We start from the raw sequence: 12,362 nt of genomic DNA on the forward strand, positions 1-12,362 counted from the left end.
GAAAAGTACAGATATTGGTGTATTCAAGCCCTCCTCCACGCCAAATAATTTTAGTTTACATAATATAAATTATAGGAAGTTATATTTCATTGAAAAGTATACTAATAATAGTGAGACGAAATGAATTTAAAATGTAGTATTAACCAATTCTTTTGTCGTAATCCTCATTCTATTGAACCATTGAATAACTTGCTCCATCCGTTTTTGACCTGCATTTCCAAGGGTATTCGCGGCGAAAGTTTGCGCTCTCGCATTCAACTTCTGGATGACTTTCTCATCTTGGGGTGTTTATCCTTTTGCATTTCCTTCCAAGCTTGATCTCATGAGGACCATTCCTTAATACTAACAGTTGTCACATTCAACTCCTATTTTTATTTTTTGTTTTAATTGCTTGTACTCGGTTTCATCCAATTACTCAGAATATCTGAGGCGCAGACTTATAAATACTAAGACCAATGCAATAACCGTTAGGAAAACTCCCAGCAATCGGAATCCTGTCAAGTTGAACGCACCTCCCATAATGATACCTGTCAACAGTGAAGATAAAATTGTTCCCAAGTATCTCGATGTATTAAATAGGCCAGATGCTACACCAGCAATTTCTTTTGGAGAGCTTTTAAACAAAGCTGCCTGCATACTAACAGCGTTTAGCCCGTTGCTAAAACCGAATGCGGCTAACGCCAGGCACACACTGATGACTGGTGAACTTTGCGTCCATGTCACAATCCACACTGCCCCCACTACCATCAGTAATGAGGATACAATCAATGCAGGTCTTGGTCCCGATTTACCGACCCATTTCCCTGCTATTGGCGAAACTACAATCGAGCTCAAGCCCAAGGTTAACATAAGAATCCCTGTCTGAAATTCACTGACATGACGCACCATTTGCAGGTATGATGGAATCCCAAAAAAGAGTGAATAATAAAGTAAGTTAACTAGCAAGTATTGTATATTGACCCAAGCCATCCCTGGATATTTGGCGAAGGTGCGTAAAGGAATAAATGGCGACATTGTTTTTAGCTCATGTTGTACGAATATTCCCAACGCAACGAGCCCGATTAGCACAATAACGACATTCCACATAGAGAAATGCCCAGATGATTTCGCTGACAGCAAGCCAACTAGAAGTGCAATCAGACCCACCGCAAAGAGCAGAATTCCTGGCACATCAATCACACCCAGTAATTTTTGAAACGACATGTCACGTGAAACCATTGCTGCCGATCCATCATTAGGAATCATTTTCCAAGCTAATATAAAGCTCGCCACAACAAACGGGATATTGACGATGAAGATCGCTGGCCAGTCCCACCATTGAATAAGTACTCCTCCAGCAAAAGGTCCTATTGCTGCCGCACCGGATAGGAAAATCGATAAACCTGCTAAAGCATCTGCTTGCTTTTCTGTAATATGAATGCGTACGATAGCTGTTCCAACTGCAATCAGCATACTAGTTCCGATTGATTGTACAATTCTGGACACTATAAGCCATCCGAAATTTGGAGAAAATGGTGCCAGAATAGAAGAAATTAAGGATACAACAAGTCCAGCCAGAAATATCTTTCTCCGACCGAATAAATCACTAGCCTTCCCCATTACAGGTTGGGCGATAGCACTAGCGATATAAAATGAAAACACAATCCAGGAAACAGCAGTAAAATCAATGCTATACACATGTTGCAACCTAGCAATAGCAACAGAAATCATTGATGAATTTAAAGGGTTTAATAATATTCCTAGTCCAACGGATATCATTAGCCACCTGCTACGAGAATTCATATTTTACCCCCCTTTATATTTGTTACATTGATATCTTACTTGAAATTTTACATTCATTCCAACGCATTTAAAGTTATGATATCATTGACCAAAAGGAATGATTGGAGAGAAAAAGAAATGGAACTTCTTCAACTACAATATTTTCTTGAGGTAGCTCGATTAGAGCATGTAACCGAAGCTGCCCGAAGTCTCCACGTTACGCAATCGTCGCTAAGCAAAACGATTCAGCGTCTGGAAGAAGATTTAGGGGTACCTTTATTTGATCGCACAGGCAGGAAACTGCGATTAAATGAATTTGGCAACAAATTCATTCGTCGCGCGGAAAGGGCTTTGTTTGAGTTGGAACAGGGGAAGCAGGAGATTAGCGATTTGTCCAGAGCAGAATCTGGTACACTTAAGCTTGCGGTAACCACAGCAAGCACTTTGCCCCAGATAATGCGAGAGTTTCGTAAAAAACGTCCTAATATCCAATTTCATGTGCAAATGCTGACCACACTGGAAATGGTCACGCTTTTACATCGAGGCGAAGTCGATTTTTGCTTGTCGTCCTCTCCTTTTCAAGGGCAAGACATCGAATGTCAAGTTGTCTTTGTTGATCCCATTCTTGTTGCAGTTCCTAATGGGCATCGGCTGGCAGACCGAAGTAGCGTATGTTTAACAGAACTTAAGGATGAAAGCTTTGTCGGTGTGAAAAGAGGATACGGCACTCGTGATTTAGTAGACGCTGTATGTAAATCGGCTGGAATTGACCTTAAATATGTGTATGAGGGCGATGAACCTACACGTTTGATCACTCTTGTAGAAGCTGAAATTGGACTTGCCTTCATACCAAGCACAGCAAAAATATCATGGGAAAAGATTAAATATTTGCAAGTTGAGGATCATGAAATTGTACGTGATATCGCTTTATTATGGCATAAAAGTCGATACATGACGCAAGCTTCATTGGAATTCCGCAAGGTAGTTCTAGACTATTTTGAGGCAATATCAAACCAGTCCAATTAATCTTATTGCATGACTCGTACCGATTCGATGAGGTTAAGGAACAACCTACTATTAAATTGAGTATTATAACTTCTAACGAATAACGTACATAGTATATTTATTAGTTAGAAGTTATGCCCTGAAGTTACTCTACAATCTGGCCCAATTGTTGAATGAAAGTTTAATATATGTTAAAAAACTTAATACATTGGTGCCTAAGATAGTATTACTTTAAAAAATAGTTTCCCCATTTCATATAATAAAAAAGTTGTTTTCAGCTGCCATATCCAATAAGAGGACAAATGAACATAGGCGATTATTTACGAATGCTCATTGAAAAAGATATTAATCCTCAATCACCTCGATATCTATTAAATCGTTTTATAAAAATGCAATTAGATCTTGAATTATCTTCAAATAATTCTTTTAATGTCTCTGTTGGAATATGAATAATTTCGTAGTCCCTTTCGTCTTCCCCATACTCTAAAAAAGAATTTTCTTTAAATAAAACAATATACTGCATCAAGTTTCCTTTTATTAAATTCGTTCTTCTTGATTCCTTAATTCTGAAGAATAATACTAAATAACCAGTCGTCAAATAAATTTCGACAACTGGTTAGGTATATACTTTTTCAGCTGTAATATATCAGTAATTTTCACTGCTACCTGTAGAAAGGACACTAAATAGTAGTTTTACCGAAGCAAGATCTCAGCTTCTTTTGCAAATGCATTACTGTTTTTTATGACCAAATTAGCCGTTTCACTCGGATGGCTAAGAGGAAAATGATGACCATATGGAACAAAATCAACCTTACCCAGATGTGAAGGAGCAGAATAGCCTCTGTCAGAATCCCCCCAAATAATGTGAAGATTATACGTTGTTACTTCATTGAAATCACCTTGAACGTTTTTCGTTAGTAAACTGTTAAGCTGAACCGTAGTATTTAAAATTCTAGGAGAAGTAAAACTTTTACTTAGTTTTTCAATATAATGTTCAGGGATGCTCTCTGTACTTTCAAATAAACCATTACTTAATAAATATCGCTCTATCAAATTAGTAGTTGCCAATTTCAATGTCCATTTGTTCATAAATTGAGGAACATTTATCGATTTAGCATTTTTTTTAGTAATAGGTGGCTGAAGTAAAGTAATTGTATACTTCTTATCTATGTACTTTTGTACTAATGCTTCCAAAAGAATATACGCACCAAATGAATGGCCAATTAGATGGGCGCCGTTAGTAGCTTTCTCCAATAACTTTTTTACTACATTCAAATAGATATTTAAAAGATTTTTCTCGCGTTTAAAAGGAGAACGTCCCAAACCTGGAAGATCCAAGATCCATACAGGTTGACCCGTTTTTTCATGAAGCTCTAGCGCTAAAGGAAATAAATCCTCCCCATCACTCAATAAACCATGTAATAAAATAAACGGTTTTCCCTCTCCGTGTAATTGGTAAAGGGTATTGTTATCGCATAATGTTCGCTCAAATAAATGATGATGCTCCCCATTTTGATACATCAATCGATAATCCAGATCAGCTACTACGGCAGGGAAAAAGTTCATGACACTCATCTTCTTAAACCAATCTCCCCCCCTCATGGTTTTCACCGAACCATTTGAAAATGTTCGTTTTGTGATAAAATTCAGTCCATCAGAAGGAATGTTTGTTATTTTACTTACTCCACTTTTCATTATTGTTTTCATAAGCGGCATTGGAACAGAGATTTTTGGTGCCCTCATATTCATACTTTCCGACATAACACTTAATAATTCAGCAATGTTCGGATCGTTCTCTTTGTCATCAACAAGTGTATATGTTTGAATAGTCGGCTGCTCCAATTTGAAAACCTGCACAATAAACTTCGCAAACTCATCGTTTGAAATCAGTGGCAACCTATATCCCTTACCTCCCGGAATCACTGGCATGAGCCCTCTTCGCATACTTGTCACAAGCAAACCTAATCCTGCTATCTGCTCTGTACTCCCTGTTTTACTACTACCAACCACAGTTGGCGGATTAATGACAGACAGCGGATAACCTACTGCTGATGCCTGTTGACGGATATAAAGATCAGCTAAAAATTTTGTTTTCTCATATGGATTTTTTATTTTTAAAAATTTGTTTCCTTCTTTAAATACATCTATCGCAACCTTGCTATTATTATCATCGAAGGGACTCATGTAACCTACAACATGAATAAATTGCTGCAAGCCCTTCAATTGATGAATACTTTTAGCGAATTCACTAATATGTTTGGCGCCATTCAAAAATACAGAAGTTGCCTCTTTGTTTGTCGCTTGAATATCCATGGAGCCTCCTGCGTGAATAATCACATCCGTTTTCAATACCAACTCCTTATCTTCAGCACTTAGACCTAAGTCTATTTTCGTTAAATCACCTTCAATAAAGTGCATATTTTCCTCTTTTAAGATGTCTCTTTCCTGAAAAATCTGTGTTGCTTTACTTTTAGACCTCACTAAAAGAAGAATGTTCACATCCTCTTTGGCTAATTCCTTCACTAATTGCTTTCCAATAAAACCTGTTCCACCCGTTAAAAATACTGTTCTCATAAAAATCCTCCTAGTAGTACTGTTTAGTACTAATTTGATGTAAAAAAAATGCTTCTTTTACCGAAGCAAGTTAAACAAATGATCTGCTGTTTTCATGATTACAGTTGCATCCTCCAGTGTTTCTGAAATAAATAGCGCTCCTTCAAGATTTGTAATAAAAAGAGATGCGACCTCGTCAATATTTATTGTCTTTCTAAATTCACCATTCTCTACCCCTTGTTTAAGGAATAGGGAAACTTTCGTTTGTAAGCCTTTAAAAAAAAGACCTATTTTTTCTTTTACTTTTGTGGCATTTGTAGGACTATGAATATAAAGCGTAATAAATGGACAGCTCCCCTTATATTCTCTCTTTTGAACTCCTTGTGTTATTTGCTTTAAAAACATTTTGATACGATCTTCAACTAATAAATGGTTTTGAGATAGTAAGTCATCTATTGCAGATTGATACATTTCAATCCAATAATCAACGACCCCTTCCAACAATTCTTCCTTATTAGAGAAGTGATAATACACATTAGACTTTGAAACTTTGCTTACACGAACTAATTCATCCATGCTTGTATAAGCAAACCCTTTTTCTAAAAATAATGTTGCAGCTACTTCAATTACACGTTTTTGATTCATTAATTTTACCTTTGTCATAATTAGTACTATACAGTACTACAATTGGTGTTGCAAGTATTTTTGTTAGTTTAAAAAAATTTTGATTAAAAATGCGAAACTTTAATTGATTTTAAAAATGTCATTTTGAACAAAGTTGAACGGATCCCCAAAACTGTTTTGGATGGCTTGTAATGTTATTTTGTAGTCAATAAAGTAGATGCTTTTATGCTCATTAAGGATGATTGACAAAATTGATTCATTAATATCCTTTATTCAATATAAAAACTCCATTTTGATTGATGATGATCAAAATGGAGTGTATTTACCATAATTTTTTATTATCCCTAGCTGTTATTCAAACAATGGCATCATATGTTTTCTAATCAATTCAACACGATCCTTGGCACGTGGCATAAAGCGCGAAGCAATCGAAATGACCATCTTCTTTTGAGGATTTATGAATATTACATTTCCACCATCCCCCAAAGCTGCATAGCAATCATCAAGTATCCACCACAAATAACCATAGGTCAGCTTTCCTGATCGACTTTGTACTTTAGTGCTGTCCTCTATCCATTGAGAAGAAAGAATTTGGCGACCGTTCCATACACCCCCATTTAAATAGAGCTGACCTATTTTGGCCATATCTCGGGTTGTTAACGTAAGTCCCCAACCAGCGGTATTTACTTCCTTAGGATCTACTATCCAGCCAGTTACATATTTATCATTCAGAAAAGCGAAATAGTCTTCTTTATTTTGTATAGTTGTATTTGTGGGAGCTTTGATTGCAAGAGGTTTAAACAAGTTTTCTGTAGCGAAATCAAGAACAGATTGACCAGTGGCAGTTGTAAGAACACCTGATAAAATATGTGTGCCAACGGTAGAATAGTTAAACACCCCAATACTACCTTTGCCTCCTAGCAAATCCAATGCAGCTTTTACCCAGTCATCACTTGAATATACTTTTGTATAAGGCTCTGACTTGTATTTATAGGGTGCAGTCATTGACAACAAATTTGCGATGGTGATGTTTTGAATGGTTTTTTCGCCACGTTTCACTATATAATTTGGAAAAAAATCTAACACATGCTGTTCTATATTTTTCATATATCCTTTATCAATTGCCATTCCAATAAGAATGGAGATGATACTTTTAGTGACAGATGCTATATGCAAAGCATCATCTGGGGTGTACCCATCAAAATATTTTTCGTAAATTAAATGATTATCTTTTCTAATAGCGATGCCTGCTATATTGGAATACTCTTTTTCTATTAAATCTTCAAAGTTATTCATCATTCTGATTGTTAGGGTTTGACACATTGACGTCAGCTATATCAATCCCCATCCTTTCGCTAAAATGAATCATCAATATTGATGTAATAAAGAATATTTTATTATAAAAAATTATTCAATTCTTTTCTTTTTTCCAGCTAGTGTGATAACAAAAAAACGTTAATCCTTGTTCGATTAACGTTACGGTTTCTTTTTATCTATCTTCATTTTCATAATATGCTTCATTCGCATGTTTCTGATCTGTACCTTTAAGGTATGCTAGGATCATTTTAGGACGTTTAAGTAAAACCCAGTCTCCATGCTTATCAAATTTTCTGCTTGAAGTGATCATTCCATTTTGAATTGTTCCGTATTTTTTTCCGTTCTTTTTTCCCCAATCTTTTAATCGTTTAGCAAAATCGGCATCTTCTGCCATGAGCATATTTTCATTAAATCCATTAATTGCTTGAAAATCTTTTTTGTAGCACCAAAAGATGCCTACAGAAATTGCACCATATTTTAAAAATAGTGGTCCGATTAATAACAAAGCTGAAACAAAAATTCCTAAGGACATTCTTTCAAACTTTCCTGTAACGCCCCCGCCAATGTACTTACCTGTGCTTAAGTTCTCCACTGCCTTCGATAACACATGTTCGTTCATCTGTGTATCGGCATCAATTGTGACGATGATTTCACCTCTTGCCATATCAACGCCAGCGTTCCTAATCTTCGAAAGGTTCTTATCGCTATTTTTTAGTAGGATACAATTATACGATTTTGCAATTTCCTCTGTTCTATCTGTACAGCGATTTAAAACAACAATAATCTCTACTTGATTTTCAAAGGATTTGGAAGCCTTTAAAATAGATTCTAAGCACTTTCCAATGTATTTTTCTTCATTATGGGCTGGTATGACTATTGAAATTTTTATATCCTCTTTCTTTTGCACTTCTAAAGAGTTCTCCATGTCGTACATACAGCTCCTCCCTTTTAAATGTCTTCTGCATTTATAAAATAAACCAGCTGATCAGTCCACTTGTTGTCCTCGTATATGAATCCTTTCCTCGTGCATTCATAAAGCATCCCAACATTTTCTGCTAATTTTATAGATGCCGTATTGTCGAGGTTTATATGAGCTTCTATTCGATGATAATTTAATTTTTCAAATGCTAGATCAATCGCTGCCTTTACAGCCTCTTTACCATAACCTTTTCTCCAAAAATGGTTATGAATGGTATACCCGAACCTAGCCCATTGAAATTCTTCCCTCATAATTGTGGAAAAGTCTACAAAACCAATATGCGTATTATCTGTTTTTCTAAATACTCCAAATACATACACCTTATCATCCTCAGCCATCTGATGATGCTTAGTAACTAAATCAATAAACCATTCTTTCGTACAGATGCTCATATCTAATTTACCTTCATCGTATTTATGCTGGGAAGGTAAACGATTTTCATATTGCGTAAGCCAAGAAGAGTAATCTCCCTCTTCCATTAATCGAATAATTAATCGTTCTGTTTTCGTCATTATCTTAGTCAATCGAACACCTCATACCTTTCTAAATAGCGATTCATGGAAGTAGTTTACTAGGCTTCTTCGTCTGCAGAGGGGCCGTAGATGCCTGGTACTGGAATATCGAGAAGTCGCAAGTATACCCCAAGTTGCGCCCGATGATGGACCATGTGGCTTAATCCGAAGGTGCGGAACGCAATTGCTCGAGGCTCTTGGCGAATAATATGGTCACCATGACGTAGTGTCCATTCCTCTCCAAGCGTTTTCTCATCACATTCAGTAAGCATCATTTCCAGTTTTCTTACGTTTGTATCGAACTCATCCAGAATGTCAGCTCGCTTTTCTAATGCCTCTCGTCGTAACGGAACGGTGGAAAGATCAAAGTCTAAGTACTGTAAAATAGCCATTTGCCAGTTTAGCAGATTGATTAGGTGCGTGGCCAGACCTCCTAGTGTCATTGATTTCTCATGTGGCCTCCATGTCATATGCTCGTCGGGCAAGCGTTCCAGCATGCGACGAGTAGAAGCCAATTCCTGTGTTGTATCCCCAACAATCAATTGTTTAACCATAAAATCCCTCTCCTCCCTTTTAATCAGCATACTATAAATTCCATTCAAGGGGAAAGCTCTCAGATAAGTTTTTATGCTATGGTTAAACCTTTTTTAGACTGTTAGAATATGTAAATACTTTGAGGGTTTTGCAGTTTGAAGAAATGTTCATAAGGGAATATACTAGATTGAACAAAAAGGGGTGAAGACAAGGTGAAAATAAAAACAATTTTGTTGTTAATGATTTGTTCTTTAGCGTTAGTTGCTTGTAACGATCAGAAAGAAGCATCGGAGGTGATAGAAATTCAAGAATTAATTAATTTCGATGAAGTGCAACCCGATACTTTACAACAAATCTCCGATGCGAAAGATATTAAAATTATAGAAAAAACATTTAAAAAAGCTAGAGAATTCGGTGAGGTCGATAACGAAATTGCTCCGCAGTATAAGATCAAACTAAACGATGATGAATACTATCTATGGATTGATAATACAATCACTGGGACAATAGCAAACGTAAACAGTAGAAATATGTTCTACAATATCCTAGCTACCGATGAATTTAAAGAGGCCATTAATTATCGAGAGCAAAATAAATGATTTTAAATAATAGTAGCAACGATCTGTAAGAAACATAGATTGTTGCTATTTTTTAGGGTATGTTTTATATTATCTAGCTTCATGTTGCTGGGAATGTTCTCTCACTTTTTCAACGGATATAGAGCCCCTCCGTATTAGCAACCTTTTCTAATAACTCAAGATTATGTTGGCTGTAAATTAAAAAGGCTAAGCCATTCCCACTAAATACAATATTCTCCTCAGGTAAAATAAAATGTAAATGGAGATGGTCCGAAACAGCTAATTTTATTAGTGAAATTAACATTGTGTAATCATCAATGTTTAATAAAATGCCTTCTGTAAGATCTTTAGGTATAATTTTACCCCACTCATTCTCGTAGACTTTATAATACAATTGATCCTTATATAAAGGATCTGGTAAATAATAAAATGCATAAAATTCAGATGATTTTAACCACATCAATTCAAAAAATCTCTCAAATTTTTCTAGGCTTTTCTGGTACGAATGATAATCCTGCGTTTTTTGTTGGAAATCGACCATCTCTAATTTATCGAAGAATACTTCAACTTGACTATATTTTTCATTACTTTTTATCTGATAAGGGTAAATATCAAGTATTTTAGCACTTTCATAATCATACAATTGCTCTAGTAATTCTTCTAATTTTTTACTGTCTTTATTAGTTGCTTCCTTGCAAATACAATCGATTATATTTTCTAATGACATACCTTTTGACTCCTTTAATTCCTTCTTCAGCACGGTAAAAGAAAAATGTAACGATCTTAGTATACCATCTTTCTTTTGTTGCACCATGCCAGCGTTTTACAAGCTATGCAGCTTTTCCTTCTTCCTGATACCAGCCCTCCCATCTGTCACTAATAAAATTTGTCCAACTTTATGGTAGTGCTTTTTTACATAGTTTAAATAGATGGAATATTTAGATTTTTATTGATGGAATGGAAATGATTAATTATACTTAAATGATTAACGTTCGATTAGAAACAAATAATACTAGAGTATTGGGGAGAGAAGAATGGAAGAATTAAAAGTAGAAAAAGCAATTCAAGATATTTATCCAGATGATATCGCTTGGTGTTATGGGTGTGGCCGTTTGAATGATGATGGTCATCATCTTCGCACGGGGTGGCATGGTGATAAGACGATTACAATCTATACACCTGAATCAAAATATATGGGTATTCCAGGATTTATCTATGGTGGTTTAATTGCTTCATTAATTGATTGCCATGGAACAGGGTCGGCAGCGCTTGCCTTGCATCGTAAAAATGGACATGAAATTGGTGATGGAGCGGAGCCACCTCGATTTGTAACGGCTAACCTTAATGTAGATTTCCTAAAGCCAACACCCCAACATGTTCCATTAAAGGCAATTGGCACTGTTGAGGAAATTCACCCGAAAAAATGGAAAGTAGAAACTGAAGTTTACGCGCAGGATACGCTTTGTGCTCGTGGAACAGTAGTTCTTGTAGTCATGCCTAGTACTTTTCTAAATAAAAATGATTAGCATTTTTTATCCTCACTAAAATAAGAAGAGCACATCTTATTTATAGATGTGCTCTTCTACTGCGTTTTTAATGGATTATATAATCAAGGAACTGTATTACTAATAACTGTCACAAAGCCATTTCTCGTGGCAGTTTCCATTAACGAATAAATAGAGTCACTGGCAGTTTTGTTAAACTCATACCATTGGTCAACAGCTGCGTCATAAATCAACACGTCTGGCTGTCCAGTCAAAGGTTTATCTGAAGATTGCACCAACGAATAGAGATCATAACGTGCTATGCTACTACCTTCCTTGTTCAGGAAATCATATTGGCCCATTTTATAATAGCCCCCAATTACGGTGCTATGGACAGACCATGTGTAGTCGTTAGGCTGTTTTATCTTCTTGCCCATATTTTTAGTAAATATACGGTGCATTTCTTCCATATAGGCATTGCCATTGATTTGCTCGACTACTCCCCCCATTGTCATGTGGTATTCATGAAGTAATGCTTTCACTTCCACACCCTTAATCATCAATGGCTCTGTATCGATAGAGATCGTTAAATGATCGTAATGAACTTTACAGCCAAAGATTTCTGCTAGAAAACGTAATGGTACAATAATGCGTCCATTCTTTAAGTATGGCTTTGCATCCAATAATACCGATTTTCCATTTACTGTGGCTTTACTACTGTTTAACTTTAAACTGACTTTCATCTCACTTTGGGTCAGTATCACTTGCCCATCCGACCAATGCACCTTAGCCCCTAAATTTTCACTAATCACGCGTAAAGGTACCATTGTTCGATTGTTTTTTATTTCGGGCTTCACATCCGTTTGTACTGTCATACCGTCCACTTTTAGTTGACTACTAGCTGCTGCAGCAGTTGTGATAGATGTAAGAATGACAATCAACATAAGGAAAATACCTGAACATATTTTTTTCATGATTATTAGCTCCTTTAATTCGCTATCATTACTTCATTCCA

Annotated in this window: 12 protein-coding genes; 3 read left to right on the top strand and 9 right to left on the bottom strand. The window is 36.1% G+C overall.

The window, feature by feature from the left end:
- Window positions 1–411: 411 nt before the first annotated feature.
- Window positions 412–1,782 carry an MFS transporter gene (locus HXV90_RS04080; RefSeq protein ID WP_269898449.1) on the bottom strand — a complete coding sequence of 457 codons (1,371 nt, stop codon included), beginning with the start codon at window positions 1,780–1,782 and terminating at the stop codon, window positions 412–414.
- Between the two features lie 117 nt (window positions 1,783–1,899).
- On the opposite strand from HXV90_RS04080, the gene HXV90_RS04085 reads away from it, so the two are divergent.
- The gene (locus HXV90_RS04085) at window positions 1,900–2,787 is read left to right on the top strand and encodes a LysR family transcriptional regulator (RefSeq protein WP_269898450.1); all 888 of its coding nucleotides are present in this window, start codon (window positions 1,900–1,902) and stop codon (window positions 2,785–2,787) included.
- A gap of 672 nt (window positions 2,788–3,459) precedes the next feature.
- Here HXV90_RS04085 and HXV90_RS04090 read toward each other — a convergent pair.
- The 6 genes from HXV90_RS04090 to HXV90_RS04115 form a co-directional block, all read right to left on the bottom strand.
- Window positions 3,460–5,340, bottom strand: coding sequence for an alpha/beta fold hydrolase (locus tag HXV90_RS04090; RefSeq protein WP_269898451.1), 1,881 nt, complete (start codon window positions 5,338–5,340; stop codon window positions 3,460–3,462).
- A gap of 57 nt (window positions 5,341–5,397) precedes the next feature.
- Entirely contained in the window at window positions 5,398–5,964 is a 567-nt protein-coding gene (locus HXV90_RS04095; RefSeq protein WP_269899018.1) for a TetR/AcrR family transcriptional regulator, read from the bottom strand.
- Window positions 5,965–6,294: 330 nt separating this feature from the next.
- A complete protein-coding gene (locus HXV90_RS04100; protein WP_269898452.1) occupies window positions 6,295–7,239 on the bottom strand; it encodes a serine hydrolase domain-containing protein in 945 nt (314 codons plus the stop codon).
- A gap of 193 nt (window positions 7,240–7,432) precedes the next feature.
- The gene (locus tag HXV90_RS04105; RefSeq protein ID WP_269898453.1) at window positions 7,433–8,194 is read right to left on the bottom strand and encodes a glycosyltransferase; all 762 of its coding nucleotides are present in this window, start codon (window positions 8,192–8,194) and stop codon (window positions 7,433–7,435) included.
- Between the two features lie 14 nt (window positions 8,195–8,208).
- On the bottom strand, window positions 8,209–8,763 hold the full coding sequence (locus tag HXV90_RS04110) for a GNAT family N-acetyltransferase (RefSeq protein ID WP_115673611.1): 555 nt from the start codon (window positions 8,761–8,763) through the stop codon (window positions 8,209–8,211).
- A 47-nt stretch (window positions 8,764–8,810) separates the two neighbouring features.
- On the bottom strand, window positions 8,811–9,305 hold the full coding sequence (locus HXV90_RS04115; RefSeq protein WP_048392745.1) for a DinB family protein: 495 nt from the start codon (window positions 9,303–9,305) through the stop codon (window positions 8,811–8,813).
- Window positions 9,306–9,497: 192 nt separating this feature from the next.
- Here HXV90_RS04115 and HXV90_RS04120 point away from each other — a divergent pair, with 192 nt between their 5' ends.
- Window positions 9,498–9,884, top strand: a complete 387-nt coding sequence (locus HXV90_RS04120; protein ID WP_269898454.1) for a hypothetical protein — start codon at window positions 9,498–9,500, stop codon at window positions 9,882–9,884.
- A gap of 109 nt (window positions 9,885–9,993) precedes the next feature.
- Here the strand turns inward: HXV90_RS04120 and HXV90_RS04125 are convergent, their stop codons facing one another.
- The gene (locus tag HXV90_RS04125; protein ID WP_269898455.1) at window positions 9,994–10,590 is read right to left on the bottom strand and encodes a hypothetical protein; all 597 of its coding nucleotides are present in this window, start codon (window positions 10,588–10,590) and stop codon (window positions 9,994–9,996) included.
- A gap of 307 nt (window positions 10,591–10,897) precedes the next feature.
- Here HXV90_RS04125 and HXV90_RS04130 point away from each other — a divergent pair, with 307 nt between their 5' ends.
- Complete coding sequence (locus HXV90_RS04130; protein ID WP_048392750.1) at window positions 10,898–11,389, top strand: PaaI family thioesterase; 492 nt, start codon at window positions 10,898–10,900, stop codon at window positions 11,387–11,389.
- Between the two features lie 83 nt (window positions 11,390–11,472).
- Here the strand turns inward: HXV90_RS04130 and HXV90_RS04135 are convergent, their stop codons facing one another.
- The gene (locus tag HXV90_RS04135; RefSeq protein ID WP_269898456.1) at window positions 11,473–12,321 is read right to left on the bottom strand and encodes a stalk domain-containing protein; all 849 of its coding nucleotides are present in this window, start codon (window positions 12,319–12,321) and stop codon (window positions 11,473–11,475) included.
- Between the last annotated feature and the right edge of the window lie 41 nt (window positions 12,322–12,362).

Source organism: Lysinibacillus sp. JK80 (genome assembly GCF_027557635.1).
GTDB lineage: Bacteria > Bacillota > Bacilli > Bacillales_A > Planococcaceae > Lysinibacillus > Lysinibacillus capsici.